The 19,843-nt window shown below is 40.4% G+C and carries 16 protein-coding genes and 1 pseudogene; 8 read left to right on the top strand and 9 right to left on the bottom strand.

The features are described from left to right. Nucleotides 1–143 precede the first annotated feature (143 nt). The 6 genes from AC25JC_RS10425 (at nt 144) to AC25JC_RS10400 (ending at nt 3,689) form a co-directional block, all read left to right on the top strand. Nucleotides 144–446: an ankyrin repeat domain-containing protein gene (locus AC25JC_RS10425; protein ID WP_180105410.1), complete on the top strand. Its 303-nt coding sequence runs from the start codon at nt 144–146 to the stop codon at nt 444–446. Nucleotides 447–557: 111 nt separating this feature from the next. Further along, nucleotides 558–1,247: a Smr/MutS family protein gene (locus tag AC25JC_RS10420; protein ID WP_486923987.1), complete on the top strand. Its 690-nt coding sequence runs from the start codon at nt 558–560 to the stop codon at nt 1,245–1,247. 95 nt (nt 1,248–1,342) lie between these two features. Further along, a complete protein-coding gene (gene folE, locus AC25JC_RS10415) occupies nt 1,343–1,891 on the top strand; it encodes a GTP cyclohydrolase I FolE (protein WP_171262632.1) in 549 nt (182 codons plus the stop codon). Nucleotides 1,892–2,012: 121 nt separating this feature from the next. Next, nucleotides 2,013–2,369, top strand: coding sequence for a cupin domain-containing protein (locus tag AC25JC_RS10410; RefSeq protein WP_486923986.1), 357 nt, complete (start codon nt 2,013–2,015; stop codon nt 2,367–2,369). 248 nt (nt 2,370–2,617) lie between these two features. Beyond that, the gene (locus tag AC25JC_RS10405) at nt 2,618–3,067 is read left to right on the top strand and encodes a hypothetical protein (protein WP_486923985.1); all 450 of its coding nucleotides are present in this window, start codon (nt 2,618–2,620) and stop codon (nt 3,065–3,067) included. 70 nt (nt 3,068–3,137) lie between these two features. Further along, entirely contained in the window at nt 3,138–3,689 is a 552-nt protein-coding gene (locus tag AC25JC_RS10400; protein ID WP_180023378.1) for a DUF4385 domain-containing protein, read from the top strand. 8 nt (nt 3,690–3,697) lie between these two features. On the opposite strand, the gene AC25JC_RS10395 is transcribed toward AC25JC_RS10400, so the two are convergent. The 5 genes from AC25JC_RS10395 to hemE all read right to left on the bottom strand — a co-directional run bounded on the left by AC25JC_RS10395 (nt 3,698) and on the right by hemE (nt 9,703). After that, on the bottom strand, nt 3,698–5,089 hold the full coding sequence (locus tag AC25JC_RS10395) for a diguanylate cyclase (protein ID WP_486923984.1): 1,392 nt from the start codon (nt 5,087–5,089) through the stop codon (nt 3,698–3,700). 106 nt (nt 5,090–5,195) lie between these two features. Beyond that, nucleotides 5,196–7,100, bottom strand: coding sequence for an Lnb N-terminal periplasmic domain-containing protein (locus AC25JC_RS10390; protein WP_486923983.1), 1,905 nt, complete (start codon nt 7,098–7,100; stop codon nt 5,196–5,198). A gap of 79 nt (nt 7,101–7,179) precedes the next feature. Continuing rightward, entirely contained in the window at nt 7,180–7,650 is a 471-nt protein-coding gene (locus AC25JC_RS10385) for a DUF3015 family protein (RefSeq protein WP_078190276.1), read from the bottom strand. Between the two features lie 150 nt (nt 7,651–7,800). After that, on the bottom strand, nt 7,801–8,592 hold the full coding sequence (locus tag AC25JC_RS10380; protein WP_249748420.1) for a DUF817 family protein: 792 nt from the start codon (nt 8,590–8,592) through the stop codon (nt 7,801–7,803). Nucleotides 8,593–8,632: 40 nt separating this feature from the next. After that, the gene (hemE, locus tag AC25JC_RS10375) at nt 8,633–9,703 is read right to left on the bottom strand and encodes a uroporphyrinogen decarboxylase (protein ID WP_078191978.1); all 1,071 of its coding nucleotides are present in this window, start codon (nt 9,701–9,703) and stop codon (nt 8,633–8,635) included. Between the two features lie 205 nt (nt 9,704–9,908). On the opposite strand from hemE, the gene AC25JC_RS10370 reads away from it, so the two are divergent. Both AC25JC_RS10370 and AC25JC_RS10365 read left to right on the top strand, forming a co-directional pair. Then, nucleotides 9,909–11,129 carry a L,D-transpeptidase family protein gene (locus tag AC25JC_RS10370; protein ID WP_078191979.1) on the top strand — a complete coding sequence of 407 codons (1,221 nt, stop codon included), beginning with the start codon at nt 9,909–9,911 and terminating at the stop codon, nt 11,127–11,129. 542 nt (nt 11,130–11,671) lie between these two features. Further along, a complete protein-coding gene (locus tag AC25JC_RS10365) occupies nt 11,672–12,367 on the top strand; it encodes a pirin family protein (RefSeq protein WP_486923982.1) in 696 nt (231 codons plus the stop codon). A gap of 693 nt (nt 12,368–13,060) precedes the next feature. On the opposite strand, the pseudogene AC25JC_RS10360 reads toward AC25JC_RS10365, so the two are convergent. The 4 genes and pseudogenes from AC25JC_RS10360 to atzF all read right to left on the bottom strand — a co-directional run. Continuing rightward, nucleotides 13,061–13,471, bottom strand: a pseudogene (locus tag AC25JC_RS10360) (guanosine-3',5'-bis(diphosphate) 3'-pyrophosphohydrolase); the annotation flags it as partial. 159 nt (nt 13,472–13,630) lie between these two features. Further along, nucleotides 13,631–14,320 carry a GntR family transcriptional regulator gene (locus AC25JC_RS10355; RefSeq protein ID WP_180115024.1) on the bottom strand — a complete coding sequence of 230 codons (690 nt, stop codon included), beginning with the start codon at nt 14,318–14,320 and terminating at the stop codon, nt 13,631–13,633. 2 nt (nt 14,321–14,322) lie between these two features. Continuing rightward, nucleotides 14,323–17,922 carry an urea carboxylase gene (uca, locus tag AC25JC_RS10350; protein WP_486923981.1) on the bottom strand — a complete coding sequence of 1,200 codons (3,600 nt, stop codon included), beginning with the start codon at nt 17,920–17,922 and terminating at the stop codon, nt 14,323–14,325. Between the two features lie 20 nt (nt 17,923–17,942). Then, complete coding sequence (gene atzF, locus AC25JC_RS10345) at nt 17,943–19,757, bottom strand: allophanate hydrolase (protein ID WP_486923980.1); 1,815 nt, start codon at nt 19,755–19,757, stop codon at nt 17,943–17,945. Between the last annotated feature and the right edge of the window lie 86 nt (nt 19,758–19,843).

Genomic DNA, 19,843 nt, shown 5'->3' with positions numbered 1-19,843 from the left:
ATTTCATCCGCAGATTATGCATGAATATTTAAAATTCTTCGGTACAAATAATCAGCAAGAGACTGTTCGTTTTTTGATTTATGAAAGAGGCTTAATATTTAAATTTTGGTGAAAACAATGAATTTTATGATACCACCTTAATTATGGCGGCTATCGAGCACACAGATATTTCTTTCATCAAAAAAATGAAGCTGAGAAAAATAAATGAACTTGTAGTAGATGAAGTTGAACCACAAACATATTATTTCACTAGATGCTCCCCATTAGGTAAAGCTATCCGCCTAAATCAATATCAGATAATTTCTTATTTACTTGAAAAAGGCGCTTCAACCGAAATCGTGTGTATTTCTAAATTTAATGAAGAACAATCAGCATTAGCTCTTGCAGAACAATATAAAAATAAAAAAGTTATTAAATTAATTAATTCAACTTTGAAGCCCAAATAGGACTTGTAATGAATTAAGAGATCTTCTTTATATAAAGTCTTTCCAGTTCAAATCAGTGCCATTTAAGGCTATAATTGCACTAAATTTTTGTATATTTCCCGTTTTTTCATTATGAGCAAACACGATTCTTCGCTTTCAAAAGATCAGTACAACCTACTGAAATCTTTTAAAAAGCAAATTACGAATCCACATTCCTCAACGATTACTAAACAGCCTGAGCCAACGCCAAAGACTGTTGAACAAGAGCAGGAAGAAGACTTCGCGCTTTTCCAAAAGCAAATGCAAGGTGTTCAAAAAATGAATGCAGGAAATATTGCAAAAATGGAAAAAGTGGGTCGTAAAAAACCTGATGCGCAAACGTTGGCTAAACGTGCTGCTGCAATTGGTCCTATGGAAACAGATGATGCATTACTTTCTGATACGCAAGCGATGCTCAACCCTGTTGCCAGTCAAGCTGCTTTAAGCTATCGCATTGCAACCTTACAACATAAAGTTTTTGAAGATCTGAAAGCTGGTAATCTACGTTGGTTTGAAGCTGTCGACTTACACGGTTGCACTGTTGAAGAAGCCCGTTCTGCCGTGCTGCAAATTATTCAAATGGCGAAAGATGACAATCAAAACGTCATTAAAATTGTGCATGGCAAAGGTCCAGAAGCAATTTTAAAAACTTATGTAAATAGTTGGTTACGTCAACATCGTGATGTATTGGCATTTGTGAGCGCCCCAGAAAAACAAGGCGGCACAGGTGCTGTACTGGTTCTGCTTAAACGTGCAGAAAAAAACCCACAGTTTAAACAATAATCGGATTTAACTCCAAAAGAAGGCATTGTAATAGTTTTCTGCTACAATGCCGTCCTTGTTCAATCTCTCAGTGTAAGTGAACACGTCTTATGTCTATGCAGCAATCCTACGCAAATATCCTAACTGCCGTTGGTGAAGATCTGAATCGCCCGGGTCTTAAAGATACGCCTATGCGTGCTGCTAAAGCTTTTTCATATCTTACTTCTGGTTATAGCCAGACACTTGAAGAAGTGACCAACAATGCGGTTTTCCCATCCGATAACCGTGAAATGGTCTTAGTTAAGAATATTGAATTCTATTCATTGTGTGAGCACCATTTATTGCCTTTTTATGGCCGTGTACATATTGCTTATCTCCCAGAAGGCAATGTTTTAGGTTTATCAAAATTCGCACGTATTACAGAAATGTTTGCCCGTCGCTTACAAATTCAGGAAAACCTTACTCAGCAGATTGCTGAAGCAGTGGCTGAAGTGACTGGTGCGCGTGGTGTTGCTGTGGTGATTGATTCAGCTCACATGTGCATGATGATGCGTGGTGTAGGTAAACAAGAGTCTACAACACGTACCGTTTCTTTTGTCGGTGACTTTAAAACCAATAAAGAAGAACGTCGTGAATTTTTAAGTGCAGTTCCAGAAAGCTATTAATAGAACATTCAGCGTTAGCACTCATAAAAAAAAGCCTCGTGCTCTTGAGGCTTTTTTTATTTGTGTTTTAATGTCGCAAATCGTTTGCTTTGATAGCAAAGCACTATTTTCAGGATGAATCATGTCAGATGTATATATTGCCGGTCAGGGTTTAGCGCAAGCCAAACACAGCATAGACTTCCCTCGCCCAGACCGTTTGGTTCAGGGCAATCCTAAACGTGAAACTGCAAGCCTGTATGTACACCCCAATATGGACTGCGGGATTTGGCAATGTGACGTTGGCGCATGGAATATTGTCTTTGCACCGAACAAACAAGAGTTTTTTACAATCCTTGAAGGATTAGTACGTATTCATGATCAACAAGGTGGATATATCGAGGTTTCCGGTGGCCAAGCGGGCATTATTCCCCCATCGTTTCAGGGCAAGTTTGAAGTTGTCGAAGCCGTCAAAAAATACTATGTGGTTGTAGAAGTTTAATCGCCCAAAATATTTATTTTGAAAAAATATCTTTTAAAAATATTGTTTGTAACCGTGCTGTAAGACTTGTAACTCAAAACTACAGCATAAAATTGATATCAATTACTTAATGCATTTCTGTTCATAAATTAAACATTTCATAACATGATTTCACCCCCCATATTCAAGATTAGTCCGTACATTGAAAACAAGATGAATCCTTTAGATTCATTGCTATTTTCTTTTTTTACTAACTAAGGGTGATCACTATGGTAGCCGCAAAAAAGACAACTGAAAAAGATGAGAAAAAGACAGCGAAAACTACGGCAAAAACTGCAAAAAAGAATGAGGATAAAGTAAAAAAATCAGCTAAAGCATCGAGTAAAGATTCAAACAAAGCAACAAAGAAAACTGCTGAAAAAAAATCTAAGGACAGCACTTCTAAAAAAGAAGCTGCAACTAAAGATGAAAAAGTAAAAGCTAAAAAATCTGCGTCAACTAAAAGTTCGCCGAAATCTAAAGCTGACAAAAAAGAGGCCCCTAAAAAAGCCAGCACATCAAAAACAAGCACTAAAGTTAAAGATGAAAAGCCAAAAGCTGAGAAGAAAGCAACAAAAAAATCTTCAACAGCAAAGAAAACGGATGCTAAGGCAAGCAAGTCTAAGGGAGAAAAACCCAAGACGACCAAAGCCAAATCCACCAGCAAAAAGACAAAATAAAAAGTAGCCCCAACTGGGGCTACTTTTTTAGCTTAAGCTTGAAATAGAGTAAGGTTGTAATGGAGTGAATATGAATAATAAATCCATCCCCACACCTAAGCGTGTATCACGCGTTCATTCCAATAGTTTTGATTACAGTTTAGATTTTAAAAAGATAAATTTTCGCGAACACCCTGAACTTTATAGAATTGGACGTGGTGAACAAGGTGTATTACTCGTAGAGCCTTATAAATCTGAAATTTTGCCTTATTGGCGATTTGCTAATGAAGAAAAAGCCATCGAAAGCAGTACCAAAATTTGGCAACTTTTTGAAGAGTATTTAGACGCTGAAGATTTTGTCGGTGCAGATATGGCACGTAAATTTTTGCAGATGGGTTTTACACGTGCACGTCGCTATGCCAACCATAAAGGTGGTAAAAAATATGAGGGTCCAGTCCCTAATGATAAAAAAGGATTAAGTGGTGCACATGGACGCGAAGAGCTTCCAAGACAAAAAGAGGATCCCGTCAAAGCAGCTGCTGCACGAGTATTTAAACAAAAATGGGATGAAGCTAAAGTTCATCCCAAGTATGTAGAGCAAAAAGCAAAATTTTTAGATTTTCTACAAAGCAAAATTAAGTGAATATCCATTTAGGATGAAGATGATCTTGTTTGCTGATCAGTTTTAGCAACGTAAATACGGTTACGACCAGTATTCTTAGCAGCATAGAGTGCTATATCGGCAGCATCTAGTAAACGTTGATAGTCAGGATGACCATTATACTGCACACAACCAACGCTAACGGTTAAACTAAATTGCTGACCTTGTACTGTTCGGATCACTCCGTTTTCAATATATTGGCGAATATTTTCTGCAACTTTCATCGCACGGTTTACATTGGTGTCCACCAAGAGTAACAAGAACTCTTCGCCACCAATACGGAATGCATAATCGCTACCTTGGCTGTAACGCTGCAAAGCTTCGGCAATAAATTTCAGTGCAAGATCACCTGCCGCATGACCAAACTTATCATTGATCATTTTAAAGTAATCCGCGTCAAAGGCTAGCAAAGACAAAGGCGTTTCATTTTGACGTGCAAAAGTAATTTCACGTGAAATAATAGTACTAAGATAACGACGGTTTAGGAGTTGCGTCAAAGAATCATTGCCTGACTCAATATATTCAGCCACCTGAAATAATTGATCGACTAAATGCTGAATTTCACGATTTAAGTCTCGAATCTGTTGAATCAAATGTTGCAGTTGATCTTTATCCGTTATTTGTGTGGTTTGCTGCGTTAGCTCATCCACTTGATAAATTCGATCAATAATTAATTGAACCTGATCTGAACCCGAAAAAGCATATGCCGCTTTATGAATAAACCACAATCCAAATTCTGATTTTGAAAGTAAGGAATGATAAAAACTGACATTTCCCGAAAAGATTTTAAACATCAATTCATTTTCCCAATTGAGCAATGAACCACGTTGTTTATCTTTATGCACTGCAACATCTTGCATCGCAGAAAATAAGCGATAATTGTGTTTTGTTTCTTGTTTTTTTTCCGTATTGATCTCATAAGATCGGCACATAATTTCAGTGCTAAATCCCATAGTTTGCACAATATAACTGCACATATGGAGAATATTTTGCGTTTGGTTTAGCTCCAAAATTTCAAATATTTTACGTTCTATTTCACGTACACCACGCATAATCAACCATGACGGAATGCCGACACGCGCATGCACCATTCCAACTTTTTGCTGCCTTTTAACCGAAATTTCAAACTCATTGTTTAGTGCAGCATTAAATGTTTCTAATAACCATTTTCTTAAGGTGTCGATCAGCCTTTTTTGAATAATATCGTCTTTAAAAAATTCAGCTGACGCTGGTTCTCGCGACATTTGTTCATAAAAAACAGTAACTAAATGCTCAACATGCTTCTGGATAAATTGCAAAGCTGCAAGATGTTCATTTTCAGTATATTGATCACAAATATCTTTCCAAGTCTGACTTAGACCTGTAATACATTCTTGATTCATTCGGTGACACAAACCACAGCTATTACAAAGCTAGCAATCATACCTCGCTTTACTTACATAAAAAAACAAATTTATTTGATATTTCACATTTTATCTATCTTAAAAATTAATAGAAAAATACATAACTCAATTTCAATTTATTCCAATCTTGATCATCTTGTTGCTGGTATTCGTATCCTAGTCTTAAAGCATTTTGTTGGTTGACGATATATTGTAATTCAGCATCGAGTTTCAGATTCCATTGATGTGTATCTTCCCAATACGGAAGCTCTGCCTGAACCAAACTGTTGAGTTTTTCTGACCAAATATTTTGGCAACCCAGTGTCGGCCCAAGGCCCACTCGCCATCCCTGATCAAGTGACTTGCCTCCCTGCACCTGCATTTGAGACTGCACATAACACAAATGTGTACGTTCCTGATTGGCCCAGCTATAACCAGATTGTGCTTTGAATTCAGCAACGCCATGTTGTTTCGTTTCGCTAAATTGACCTGCATCTACAGACACTTGCTGCCAGCCAAAATTAAAACCCCAAGTTAGCGGTGTTTTAAATGGCGTGATCGGATTGTAGGAGTTGACCGATAAAAAATCAAAATGATTGAGTTTGAGTTGGTCGTCACGATATTGAATCGAGCCATCCCAAAACATCAACTGCGTACCAATTCGAAAGCCACCTTGCGGATCGATCAAATCATGATAAGCCTGACGATGACCGAGTTCGATGTATTTTTCACCTTGAACTTCGCCTACTGTAGCTGAAAAATTTCGCGCATGATGTCCATTGACTGGGTTTAGACTTGGCTGCTTAGGTTCAGTCCGTTGTTTTGGTTGCGAAGATTGACTACGTAAGGCCAAGATTTGACGTAATTTAGGCTGCGTTTCTTCCGCACTCACCTTTCTCCCAATCAGTAATAAATACAGATGGTCATACGCCATTTCTAATATTTTCGCTTGCTCTACTTCATTAAACTGAGAGAGTGCTGTAGACATGTTCTCAGGTTTAATTTCAGCGAGTTTATGCGCTTCGCGTGCTAAACGATATCCATGTTGCTGCGCTTGTGACAAAAGCTGCGTTTCTAATGCAGGACGATAAACCGCTGCTCGAATCAGTTGTTCATCATTGATCGCTTTGATCGTCTCAACGGGAATGGAAGCAACTTTAAATTTTTCGGTTAAATTCAGTGTCGGGCGAACCAAATCCATTAAGCCCAATAATCGATATGCACAGTTATCACTGGCGAAATAATAGGGAAAACTTACATTTTGCATTTCCCAAATATGTTTAACCAAATAACTGGTTTCTTGCTCGGTTAGTGCTAGCTCATATTCCCACAAATCACGACTTTCAAAATCACCATATTCTTTCACTTTACGGTAGTACGGCATTAAGGAATATTCACCAGGATATTGCCCTGTTAAGCCTTTCCATGCATAAGACCAGTTATCTTCACCTGCAACTGTCGCTGCATAGTTAATGGCATAGGACACCAAATTTAGCTCTTTCTGATCTTTCGGATCGAGACGCAACAAGGTATGTCCAAACATAGAACTTGGATTCCCCATAAAGTCTGTGGCGTAGATTAATGTTGCTTTATAAGGCTTAATTTTCCCAAACCATTCATCAAACTCAGGGCAACTCACTACTGGTAACTGCTCTGAACGGATGGATAACTCTTGCATCAGCCACTGACTACGCGCAGGGAAACGACAACGAAAGGCTTGATTAGGTTCGGCGGTTTGAAATAGTGCAGCGACATCTGCCTCTAATTCGGCTTGGGCATTTTGACGGCCATTTTCAGCTAGAAAGTAACCTGAAAAAGCAACTTCACTTTGTCCTTTATGATCTGTATATAAAAGTCGTTGCCAACTGATGTGTTCAGACAGTTTTTTTGATTGTGCAAGTTCAATATATCGCTGTAACTCTACGGTTTTAGAGGGAGTAGAATCTACAACTTGCTGAGCATATATGATGCTCGGAATCATAAAAGTACAAAATAAAGCAATTGATTTCATTCAGTTATATTCAAATCCATTTTTATATATTTTAGATAATAAAAAACCCTGCCGAGAGACAGGGTTTTAAAAGCATCGATTAAACGTATGCTTTAAGTACTTCGTCTTTTGCCATTACACTTTGTAATGAAGCAAGTACTTGTAGAGAAGACTGGTTTTCAGCTGAATAGATTTCAGCAAAATTTGCTTTAGACACAGCAAAGAAACGTGCTTTATCTGTTGATTGGATGTTTAAAAGCTCAGCCAAAACATTCAGGCTCTCACCTTGACCAACCGCCATATCACGAGCAAGTGATTCAGCATTTTCATTGGTAAATGTTACTGCTTGAGCAGTCACTGTACCTGTACCGCTACAACCTAAAGTACCAAAGGTGATACCAAGTAACTGGTTAGTAAAAATACCGTTGGTAGTCGCAGCTAAAATTTTAGGAATTTTACCTGATTGACCAGCCCAAACTTGAGAACCAACACCACAACCTACGTCACGGTCAGCAAAAGCAGCTGTAGAACCTAGTGCAACGACTGCAACTAAAGCTAATTTTTTTAACATAGCACTTCTCCAGGGAATTTTATTCCATTGTTTTTAATTATTAAAACATGTGTAATTTTGATTACACACCTGTAGATTAACTTGATCTTTCAGATAAGGCAAAACATTTTCATCTAAAACTTTTGGCTAAAAATAATACGTTCTTTTTCACTATTTTTTGAGTAACCAAGTACCATTTTCGTCACGTTTTCCAAGGATTTTGAGTACTAAAACTAGACTGAGTAATAGCAACAAATACCAAGAACCGAGTTTCCCCCAACCGACCATATGCCATGCATCGACCTGACTTGGATATAACCAAATTTGATAGAAGGTACTGATATTTTCTGCGATCCAAATCAAAAATGCCAAAATCAACAGTATTGGTAACATGGGCAACTGAATCACATGATTTTGTAATTGAAAACTCAGCTTGGTTTTCCAAAAGATCACCACACTCCAAGCAAACAAAAGCATACGAATATCTGGCACAAAAAATTTGGTCATAAAATTAAGATATGACAAAACGGCTAAGCACAGCATATTGCAAAAACGCGGTAAGTTACTGAACGACACTTGATATAGACGTAGCGAACGTGCAAAGAAACTCCCCACCGCCGAATACATGAAACCTGCAAACAATGGCACAGTCAGCAGTTTAAAAACCGCAGGCTGCGGATATTGCCATGAGGCAATTTGTGGATGGGTCAGAAATATTTCCATCCCCATTGCAAGGATATGAAACAGTGCTATGACTTTGGCTTCCGCCCAAGACTCGAGTTTCAGGTAGAGTAAACACACTTGAATAATCAGTGCATAAAACAATAAATAATCATAACGGAAAAAGCCAAAATATTCCTGACTTCCCATTGCTGCAGTTAATGCAAAAGCGATCAGCAGTAATATCCCAAATAAGGCAGCCGAAGCTGCCTTATAAGAGAACTCAAAACATGATTTTATCATCTTGACCACGGTTGAATCCTAAACCTATTTCCCTAAAGCCTTATAAATACTTGGCGCTATATTCGTGTACCGTATCAATAAAGGCTTTTGGATTGGCAGGATCTACCCACTGGGTAATACCATGACCTAAGTTCGCCACATAACCGGTTTTTTCACCGTTGGCATATGCGTCATCTAACATAGCACGCGTCGCTTTCGCGATTGCTTCAGGCGAACCATATAATGTTGCTGGGTCTAAGTTACCTTGCAAAGCTGCACGGCCTGCGACTGTTTGACGTGCTACATTTAATGGCGTAGTCCAATCTAAACCAAAGGCATCTGCACCCGTTGCAATCATTGGCTCTAACCATTGACCACCACCTTTGGTAAACAAAATCACAGGGACTTTGCGTCCATCTTTTTCACGCTGTAAACCTGCCACGATTTTTTGCATGTAGTTCAGTGAAAATTCAATGTATTCACGGTGTGCTAATGCCCCACCCCAACTATCAAAGATTTGTACGGCTTGCGCACCTGCATCAATCTGCGCATTGAGATATTCAGTCACCGCCACAGCCAAACGGTCTAATAAGGCATGCAGCACTTCAGGTTGTGCATACATCATTTGTTTTGTAAAACGAAAATCTTTGCTTGAACCGCCTTCCACCATATAGGTTGCCAATGTCCAAGGACTGCCTGAGAAACCAATCAAAGGAACTTGTCCGCCCAATGCTGAACGAATCGTAGTCACAGCATTCATGACATAATCTAAGTCAGATTTGGCATTAAACTTAGGTAAATTCAGTACATCTTGTTCAGTACGTACAGTTTTATGAAACTTCGGACCTTCACCTGCTTCAAAATACAGTCCCAAACCCAACGCATCAGGTACAGTCAAAATGTCTGAAAATAAAATGGCAGCGTCTAAGTCATAACGACGCAAAGGTTGTAAAGTAACTTCACAAGCAAATTCTGTATTTTTACAAAGGGATAGGAAATCACCCGCTTTTGCACGTGTTTCACGATACTCTGGTAAATAACGGCCAGCCTGACGCATCATCCAAACCGGAGTTGCATCTACCGGTTCACGTAATAAGGCACGCAAGAAACGATCATTTTTTAAGGTCGTCATTCACTTTCCCAACTTAATTCGATATTCGCATCATCATATCAAAAAGGTTGTAAATATAATAACTTCTCAAGCATTTAAAAACCGATCATGTTGAGTGCCAAAAATGATATTTACACAAAACAACTACTGCATCTCCACTTTTTTTCTGTAATACTTAGCCAGTTTTTAATACACAGTAAATGAATAATTCTTAAGGTTGAATTACATGTTCGTTCGCACCATGCTCGCACTGAGCCTAAGTTGCATATTTGCTGGTACAGCTATTGCCGCATCTACTGCTGAACAACCATTAACGCCAAAAAAAGTGACTAATGTTGCAGTTCAGGATCCCATTGATCCGTTAGCGACTGAAGCTTCATCTGCAACTAGCCAGATTAGCGCTCAAGAACAAGAAGATCTGAACCAAGCATCGCAAACTTTAGACAGCTTGCAACAATCAGAAGATGTTAAAGCCGACATCGGTGCTGCACCTGCTACAGCGACTGCTACAACTCCAACATCAACTTCGCCTGCTGCCAAAGTTGCTTGGGGTTTAAATGACCTAAATAATGCTCAGTGGTATGACAACATTGGTAAAGGTCAATTCCCTGTTTATGCACGTGCGCATGTCATGCTCAATAATGCACATGCTTCACCGGGTGCAATTGATGGTACCAGTGGTAAAAATACCCTAAAGGCGATCGCTTCATTCCAACAAATGAATGGGTTGAAACCTACAGGGACTTTAACTAAAGAAACTTGGGATGCGCTGATTGCGAAACAAGGTTCTAAACCTGCATTCATTGAATACACATTGACTGATGCAGACTTGAAAGGTCCTTATGCAGCATCAATTCCACACGACTATGCATTACAAGCAAAAATGAAAGGCTTGTACTACACACGTGTGACTGAAATGTTAGGTGAAAAATTCCACATGGATGAAGACTTTTTGAAAAAGTTGAATCCAAAAGCGACATTTAAAAAAGCTGGTGAAAAAATCTTAGTGGCGAATATTCGTAACGAAGTTCCTGAAGATATTCACCTGATCGTTGCACATAAAGGTGCGAAACAACTTTACTTGTTTAATAGCCGCAACCAAATGATCGGTTCATTCCCGGCAACGATTGGTAGTTCAGATACACCATCGCCTACAGGTACATATAAAGTAACAGGTGTTGCACCAAACCCTTGGTACAGCTACTCACCTTCTAACTTTGTTCAAGGCAACAACAGAAAACCATTGTCTTTACCACCTGGTCCAAATGGTCCTGTTGGTAATATCTGGATTGGCTTGAGCAAAAAATCATTCGGTATTCACGGTACACCGAACCCATCTGCTATTTCTAAAACTGCGTCACACGGTTGTATTCGTTTGACCAACTGGGATGCAAATGACTTAGGTAAGAAAGTGAAATCTGGTGTGACTGTTAAATTCTTAGAATAATTTTAGTCATATTTAAAAAAAGCCTGCTTCGTGCAGGCTTTTTTTATCGCTGTGCATTCATGAATTTTAATGTTACTGCGTAACATTAGAACCGCAATTTGACAAAAAAGGAACGATACGCGTTAAGGGCATCCACAAATGTTTGAGACAGCACTTCTTTTAATCAATAATGGTTTGCGATACTTTGAATAATTAGACGGTAGTGAACGAATTTTGTCGGTGAGGTGCACTGCACCGCAAGATTTTTACTTGCGAAGCACGCTTCTTATTTTGCCTAATGAGAAACATCGTTTCGCAAGACTACCTCTAGCCGAAGGCTATTCCCTTAATTTAATCCCTAAATGTAAGACTCCGTCGAATCGGCTAAAATCATTTTAAACGTGCAAAATATCTTTACGAAAGTAACGTCAGTGAATTAAAAAACTTTATCTCGAATGATCGTTGCATAAATAGGATGAATTGTCGCTAAAAAACTATATATACCGATTTAGTTCAATCTTAAAATAGGCATATGTTCAATAATTAAGATAAGGATGAATGCCATGAATGCTTTTTTACATCCAAGTGAAAGCCGTGGTCACGTAAAAATGGGCTGGCTTGAGTCTAAACACAGCTTTTCTTTTGGTAACTGGTATGACCCGAAATACATGGGCATTAGTGCGCTTCGTGTAATTAATGATGACTTAATTGCAGCCCATGAAGGTTTTGGTCAACACCCACATGACAACATGGAAATTTTGACCTGTGTGTTAAAAGGCACCATTACGCATAAAGACAGCATGGGCAACCATGGTGGCATTTCTGCGGGTGAATGGCAGCTCATGAGCGCAGGTACAGGTGTGCGCCATAGCGAAATGAACCAAGGTGATGAAGATGTACATTTACTACAAATTTGGATCGTTCCAAATGAACGTGATGCTGAACCGACCTATCAACAAATTAAATGTGATCCACGTGATCAACCCAATCAATGGCATTTAATTGTCGGTCCAAGTGACAATGCACCTATGCATATTCGTCAGCAAGCGGAAGTTAAATCCGCATTTTTGACGAATGGTCAAGCTTTAGACATCCATGCAACGCAGCACATCAACTATATTCATGTTATTTCAGGTTCAGTGCAAATTGCTGAACATAAAGTTGAAGCTGGTGGTGCAATTGCCTTCTTAGAAGATAGCCAAATTGAAGCGCTTGAAGATGCTCAAGTGATTTGGTTTGATTTACCCGAAGTAAAATAACAAACAGCCCTCAAATGTGAGGGCTTTTTTTATGCCGCTTGGCTTAGGCGTTCACTGCGTTTATACAACCACATCAACACAAAGACGGAATAATAAATCCTGCAGCCACCATAATGCCATGTAGGATTGAGGCATAAGGTTCAGCAAGCATGGCCACATGTTTCATTGGAGATGTTAATGGATGGAATCACTTTAAACATCTCGAAATCAAGCATTTCGAGATATTCTTAAATGACACTCAGCATCTAATTATCTAGATAAAATTCATCAATCAAAGGTGATTTTATTCTATTGCTGATGCAATCTATCTAATCAGCCTTCAGTTTCCACGCAATAAAAATGATTTTGCATAAAGACGCCAAACATAGAGGCAAATAATTGCCGATCTTGTTCAGCTTGAAAGATGCCCCCGAAATAGTCCCGATCTGTGGTTAAAATTAAATCTAAGAATGTTGCCTGCTTGGGAACGGCACCCTTTCTTTGGCAATATGCAAAATATGCACTGACATCTTCAAATAAAATCCACCACTCATGTGGACTTCCAATCTGAACGCCACCTAATGAATGCTCTAGATCAAACATCGCATTAAGCAGATATTGAAAATTTTGCTTTGAACTTTGAAATTGAAATCTCGGATAATCTGTTGTTAGATTTAAATCGATCAAATGTAAATGGACGCTCCGAGCACGCTCTAATCTACTTTTAACTTTTAAATATTGTTGATAACGACGTCGATCTTTTGCTGTGACCAAAGTTAAGCGAGACAAATCCATATTGTCGTGTAAATCACTGAGTTTTACTTCACACGCAATTGCATTTTTAGCAGTACGCTGCGCAGCTTGAAATCGGTTCTCACCGGCTGTTTTAGTCAGTGCTAGTATCGCGTCGATAATATGGGCTTGAAAACCCATAGCACGAAGCTCATCCGTCGTTGTCGCAGTATCTTCTAAAATGTCATGTAATACAGCGACGATTTTAGCATCGGGATGTTGCACATTTTGCATCACACGAAGTGGATGCTGAATATAAGCTTGACCCGCTTTATCGACTTGTCCGAAATGGCGTTCAGTCGCCAATGAAATCGCGTTTTCTAAAGTTGAAATAAAGAATCTCCCCTTCGTGGTCTTTTTTATTTTTCTCCATCATATTAACCAATGAATACATCTATTTATAGCTCTAAGTACGCCCCTAACGACACAGATTGACTCGTAAAATACATATCTACCGTGAATTATCGTGAGCTAGATCTTTTGCAAATAGTTCTATGCCATTCGCGCCAACATTTCCAAAGTAATTTTTTTCACCTCTTCTTTACTTTGCTGAATATGGCTGCGCATTTTCTCCAATGCCGCTGTCACATTATGTCCAAGGATCAATTGTAAAATCTGTTGATGCTCTGCATAAGTGGCTTCAATTCGATAATCTTTAGAAAAATCTAAGCGACGAATAATACGGATTTTTTCACTCACATCCCGATGCACCTTTGCCATTTCACTATTAGCGATTGCTTCAACCAATTGGCAGTGAAATGCTTCATCTTGCATCGATAAAGTTTTTAAATCATGCAAAAACTGCTCAGGCGGAATACACCACACATTTACTAAGTCCTGTAAAGCCTGTTTGAGTTGTTCTGGTTCCATTTTGCAGAGCTGCTCAATGGCATAGCATTCCAGCAAAATCCGTAAATCATACAGTTCTTCATAGGCTTTAAAATTGAGTGGCTTCACCTCCCAACCGCTACGAAAATTTACCCTTACATAGCCATCTTGCTGTAAACGGTATAAAGCCTGCCGTACGGGTGTACGGCTTACTTCATATAATTCAGCAATTTCAGATTCGGTGAAACGTGCGCCCGGTTTGAGCTGGAAATCAAAAATATCGCTTTTTATTTTTTGGAAAACCAGCTCAGACAAGTTGTCTGAGCTTTTCCCAACAATGGTGGTTGTGGTCATGTTTATTCCATATAAACCAGCGGTTCACCGCTATGTACCGTTTGTCCTGCACGGCAAATAATCGCTTTCACGATACCATCATCATCGGCATAGACTGGAAGCTCCATTTTCATCGCTTCAATAATAGCTACAGTCTCACCTTTCTTCACAGACTGTCCAGCTTCGACAAAAATTTTCCAAATGTTTCCGGTCATCGATGCATTCAAGGCTGCATACTGGCTATAGTCGGTATCATCTTGCAGGGTTTCCATTTCCGCAGGTGCATCAAACTCATCTTTCCAACATTCAACTTCAGTTGTAAATGCCTGTTGCTGCTGTGCTTTAAATTCTGCAATACTGTCCTTTTCTGTTTCCAAAAAGGCTTGATAGGCTGCAAAATCAAATTCAGTTTCTTCAATTTTGATTTCCGCCACACCATTGGCAAAGTCAGCACGGAATTGATCCAGTTCAGCTTCGGTTACTTCATAATATTTAATTTGATCAAAGAAGCGTAAGAACCATTGCTGATCGCCAAACTGTTTGTTCTTTTTAAACTTATTCCAAATGGGCAATGTACGACCAATCAACTGATAACCGCCCGGTGAGTCCATGCCATAAATACACATGTACATACCGCCAATACCCACTGTGCCTTCTGCAGTAAAAGTACGTGCAGGGTTATATTTCGAGCTGAGCAAACGATGACGCGGATCAATTGGCACTGCACAAGGTGCAGTTAAATACACATCGCCCAAACCTAAAATTAAGTAATTTGCATCAAAAAGAATGTCTTTGACTTGCTCACGACTGTCTAAGCCATTAATGCGCTGAATGAAATCGACGTTATTTGGCAACCAAGGCGCTTTGGCACAGACACTTTCTTGATAACGTTCTACAGCACCTAAAGTGGCCGAATCCTCAAATGCCATCGGCAAGTGAATAATACGGGATGGAATTTTGATTTGGCTCAAATCCCCCATCTCATTTTCGAGACCCAATAAAAACTGGATCAAATTCGCTTGGCTGAAACGCAATCCATCATATTTAATTTGCAGTGAACGTACACCTGGTGAAAGCTCTAAAATGCCATCAATGTTCGCTTCACGAATCAATTGCATCAGTCTATAAACACGTAAGCGTAAAGCCAAATCGAGGACGTTTTCACCATATTCTAGCAAGATGTAATTGTCACCTGCCTGACGATACACCGCTTTCGGCGCATACGCATCTGCTTCACGCACAGCCAATATCCCTTCAGGCTTGCATTCAAAATTGACCAACTCTGACCTTTCAGGTGCTTGAGCAAAGTTTTGGATATCGGCAATTTGATGAACTTCCAATGCATTGGCTTGTTCAACACTCATCGGATAGAAACTAATGCTGTCATCTGCCTTAAGTTGACCAATTTTCCAAAGTTCAGCTTTGGCAATCGTCACTGGGCAAACAAAGCCACCGAGGCTTGGGCCATCTTTAGCCAAAATCACGGGAAAATCACCAGTGAAGTTAATCGCCCCAATGGCATATTCACAGTCATGCACATTGGATGGATGCAAACCTGCTTCACCACCATTTTCACGTGCCCAGCTTGGTGTCGGGCCTGTTAAGCGAATGCCTAAACGGTTTGAGTTAAAGTGCACATTCCATGTTGAAGCAAAAAATTCTTCAATATATTCAGGTTTAAAGAAATCTGGTGCGCCATGCGGGCCATAGAGCACACCAATTTTCCATTCTTTGCCATAGCTTGGAACACGCTCTGCAGCTAAAGCTTGCGGTGCTGCTGTTGCAATTTCCAATCCATCTAAAGGCAAGCTTGGATTGACCATTTTAATCATGTCACCTGCACGCAGCACTCGCCCTGCATGACCGCCAAAATTACCCAATGCAAAGGTTGAGCGGCTGCCTAGATATTCAGGTACATTTAGCCCGTTACGGATCGCAAGATAAGTACGGCAACCCGACTCAACTTGTCCAAGTACTAATGTTTGCCCTGCTTTGATGCTGATCGGTTGCCAAAAATCGACATTCACACCATCTAGAGTCGCGCTACATGGCGCACCTGCAAGGGCTACAATGTTGTCTGCATGAAATTTTAGACTCGGCCCTTGTAAGGTAAACTCAAAGCCTGCTGCTGATTTTGGATTACCGACAATTTGATTGGCCAACTGAAATGCATAATCATCCATCGGGCCTGATGGCGGTACGCCGATATCCCAATAGCCCACACGCCCCGGATAGTCTTGAATCGTACTTTGCGTTCCCGGTTGTAGCACTTCAATTACATTTGGCACGTATTTAAAATCATCCAGTAGACGTGTCCAGATTTGCATATTTTCAAAGCGTGCATCTGATACTACGGTATGTGCATAGTCTAAGTTGGTACTGATGCCATTCAGGCGGGTTTCCGCCAAGGCTGTTTTTAGCTTGGCAATCGCACTGTCTCGGTCTGCAGCATGCACAATAATTTTGGCAATCATCGGGTCAAAATATTGTGAAATTTCTGTGCCTGTAGATACCCACGTATCCACACGGATGTCTTCAGGGAAATATACATCCGTGAGTACACCAGGACTTGGCTGGAAGTTTTTCACTGGGTCTTCCGCATAAATACGCACTTCAATGGCAGCGCCATTGGGCTGAATATTGCTGAGTTTTTCCCAATCTAAAGCATCACCTGCTGCCACTTTCAGCATGCATTCAATCAGATCTAAACCCGTCACCATTTCCGTTACAGGGTGTTCAACCTGCAAACGGGTATTCACTTCAAGGAAATACACTTCATCACGGGCAGCATCATAGATAAACTCAACTGTGCCTGCGCTGCGGTATTTCACCAATTGACCGAGCTCTACGGCAGCACGGTGCAATTTTTGACGGGTTGCTTCTGGTAAATGCGGTGCTGGTGTTTCCTCCACCACTTTTTGGTTACGGCGCTGCAAGGAACAGTCACGCTCACCAAAAGCAGCGACTTGACCTAAACCATCACCAAAAATTTGTACTTCGACATGACGAGCTTTATCGACAAAACGTTCGAGAAACACGCCCGCATCTTTAAAGAACTGCTCGCCTAGACGCTTTACACTTTCATACGCATCTTTTAATGATTGTTCATCATCACAGCGGGTTAAACCAATCCCGCCACCGCCAGCGGTGCTTTTCAGCATGATGGGATAGCCAATCTCTGCAGCAGATGTGAGTGCTTCATCCAAATTTGCCAATAAACCTGTGCCGGGTGTCATGGGTACATTGGCTGCTGCAGCCAATTCACGTGCACGATGCTTCAAACCAAATTCTAAAATTTGTTCCGCCGTTGGCCCCATAAAGGCAATGTTATTTTCTTCACATGCACGGGCAAAGTCGGCACTCTCAGATAGAAAACCATAACCGGGAAATATTGCTTCAGCGCCAGTTTGTTTAGCTGCTTGAATCAATTTTTCAATACTTAAATAAGTCTCTGCAGGTTTAACACCATCAAGTGAAACTGCTACATCTGCATCTAAGACGTGCTGTGCATAACGGTCTGTCTCTGAATATACGGCAACCGACTGAACACCGAGTTTCTTTAATGTACGAATCGCACGAACAGCAATTTCACCACGGTTTGCAATTAAAACTGTTTTAAACATGATTATTTCCCCCGATTTTTTTAATTTAATTTTGCTGTTGTTGCTTGCAGTGATTGGATATAGGCGCGCCAGCCGCCAAATTCACTGATATTTTTTGCACCGTTTAGGCCATAAGGTTCACAAATAAAGCCTTTCACCCAACGTCCATCGGCAAGCTCGATATTACCCATACCCAGTGGTGTTGGAATTTCGGCGACAAATTCACCAAAGCGTGCTTTTGGAATATCCCAAAGCTCGACAATAATTTTTTGACCCGCTTCCTGACGCGCTAAACCTGGTTTCGGCGGTACTGTGCCCGGCAGTGCATAGAGGGCGTAATCGGCAGAAGTGGTTGTGGTTTCAACATGCACGGCTTGGCGTGTTGTCAGTTGGAAATTGAGTGGCATGCCTGTGAGATGTGCGCCTACGACTGCAACTCGAAAATGTTGTGCGGATGGTGCAGACATGACTGAATTTGCTTCAGGCAATGTTTTAGCTACTGCACCGAGTGGTAATTTCAAATGCTTTTGCCATTTTTCGGCAAAATCTGCTAAAGCCGTATCGTGCCAAGCCGGTGCAATGAATGTGATTCCAAAAGGCAGCCCGTCGGCACGAAAGCCTGCAGGTACAGCGATGGCACTGAGGTCTGCTAAATTGGTAAAGTTGGTATAGGTGCCAAAATGGCTATTATTTTCAATTGGCGATTCAGCCATTTCTGCAAGCGTGTGTATGGTTGGCGAGCTTGGCACCACTAAGGCATCAAATTGCGCTAAGGTTTGCTGAATGTCTCGAGCCAATTCTTGCTTTAAATATTCGGCGTTATAAGCATCAACCGCAGTATACTGCTGGCCTTTTTGAATAATTTCTAAAACTGTTGGATCAAAGTCGTGTACCGATGTTTCTAATAAGTCTGCAACTGCAGCAGTACGCTCTGCAACCCATGACCCTTGGTAAAGTTGGCTCGCCAATTGACTAAAAGCACTGAAATCAATTTCAGTCAGTTCTGCACCTAAGTTTTTTAATTCAATTAATGCTTGCTGAAATGCAACAACAGATTGAGCATCGCCAAAAAAATCTAATTGTTTTGGAATGGCTAAATTTAATTGTGCGCTGAACTTTGCAGGCGCTGTAGCAGGATTCACACGTGAATAACTGTCGGTTACATCAAAACCTTCCATAACTTCTGCCACTGCAGTTGCATCAGCGACGGTTAAGGCAAAAATTGAAATGCAATCGAGGCTCTTACAGGCAGGCAATAAGCCTGTATTTGAAAAGCGACCTTTGGTTGGCTTTAAACCAACAATATTATTAAATGCTGCGGGTATACGCCCTGAGCCTGCTGTATCTGTACCGAGCGCAATCGGGACTAAACCGCGCGCCACCACACTGCCTGAACCTGAACTTGAACCACCGCTTACAAAGTCAGAATTAAAAGTATTCGGCACAGCACCAAATGGCGAACGTGTACCCACTAAACCAGTAGCGAATTGATCTAAATTGGTTTTGCCTACAATAATCGCACCCGCTTGTTTTAAGCGTTGCACCACATAGGCATCTTCAGTTTTTATGTCCGTAAATAATTTGAATGCAGCCGTTGACGCAAAGCCCACCACATCAATATTGTCTTTAACTGCAATAGGCACACCAAATAAAGGCAAAGCAGTAGCATTCTCAATTTGTTTTAAAGCTTCAATCTGCGCAGTTAATTGCTCTATAGAGGCAATGGAAATCCATGCTGGATCTGCATGATCAAATTGCTCGACCAAGGCATATAAGTCTTCGAGTTGAATTGTGTTATTCGTGTAGCCCGCTTTCCATTCTGCTAAAGTCCAGCCTAAAGTTTTTATTGAGTTCATTGATGTGCTCATTCTTGTATCCAAGTTTGAATACTGTATTGCACACATCATGCCAAAATTAATTTTTTATTATTTTTCAATATCTT

This window comes from Acinetobacter sp. P37 (assembly GCF_057480965.1).
This window is presented reverse-complemented; position numbering and strand designations above follow the sequence as displayed.

Excerpts from the sequence above, each read along its gene's own strand:
- atzF (WP_486923980.1), bottom strand. The coding sequence starts at position 19,757 with ATGAACTCAATAAAAACTTTAGGCTGGACTTTAGCAGAATGGAAAGCG.
- uca (WP_486923981.1), bottom strand. The coding sequence starts at position 17,922 with ATGTTTAAAACAGTTTTAATTGCAAACCGTGGTGAAATTGCTGTTCGT.
- AC25JC_RS10395 (WP_486923984.1), bottom strand. The coding sequence starts at position 5,089 with ATGAATCAAGAATGTATTACAGGTCTAAGTCAGACTTGGAAAGATATT.
- hemE (WP_078191978.1), bottom strand. The coding sequence starts at position 9,703 with ATGACGACCTTAAAAAATGATCGTTTCTTGCGTGCCTTATTACGTGAA.
- AC25JC_RS10410 (WP_486923986.1), top strand. The coding sequence starts at position 2,013 with ATGTCAGATGTATATATTGCCGGTCAGGGTTTAGCGCAAGCCAAACAC.
- folE (WP_171262632.1), top strand. The coding sequence starts at position 1,343 with ATGCAGCAATCCTACGCAAATATCCTAACTGCCGTTGGTGAAGATCTG.
- AC25JC_RS10405 (WP_486923985.1), top strand. The coding sequence starts at position 2,618 with ATGGTAGCCGCAAAAAAGACAACTGAAAAAGATGAGAAAAAGACAGCG.
- AC25JC_RS10380 (WP_249748420.1), bottom strand. The coding sequence starts at position 8,592 with ATGATAAAATCATGTTTTGAGTTCTCTTATAAGGCAGCTTCGGCTGCC.
- AC25JC_RS10355 (WP_180115024.1), bottom strand. The coding sequence starts at position 14,320 with ATGACCACAACCACCATTGTTGGGAAAAGCTCAGACAACTTGTCTGAG.
- AC25JC_RS10385 (WP_078190276.1), bottom strand. The coding sequence starts at position 7,650 with ATGTTAAAAAAATTAGCTTTAGTTGCAGTCGTTGCACTAGGTTCTACA.
- AC25JC_RS10390 (WP_486923983.1), bottom strand. The coding sequence starts at position 7,100 with ATGAAATCAATTGCTTTATTTTGTACTTTTATGATTCCGAGCATCATA.
- AC25JC_RS10420 (WP_486923987.1), top strand. The coding sequence starts at position 558 with ATGAGCAAACACGATTCTTCGCTTTCAAAAGATCAGTACAACCTACTG.
- AC25JC_RS10365 (WP_486923982.1), top strand. The coding sequence starts at position 11,672 with ATGAATGCTTTTTTACATCCAAGTGAAAGCCGTGGTCACGTAAAAATG.
- AC25JC_RS10400 (WP_180023378.1), top strand. The coding sequence starts at position 3,138 with ATGAATAATAAATCCATCCCCACACCTAAGCGTGTATCACGCGTTCAT.
- AC25JC_RS10370 (WP_078191979.1), top strand. The coding sequence starts at position 9,909 with ATGTTCGTTCGCACCATGCTCGCACTGAGCCTAAGTTGCATATTTGCT.
- AC25JC_RS10425 (WP_180105410.1), top strand. The coding sequence starts at position 144 with ATGGCGGCTATCGAGCACACAGATATTTCTTTCATCAAAAAAATGAAG.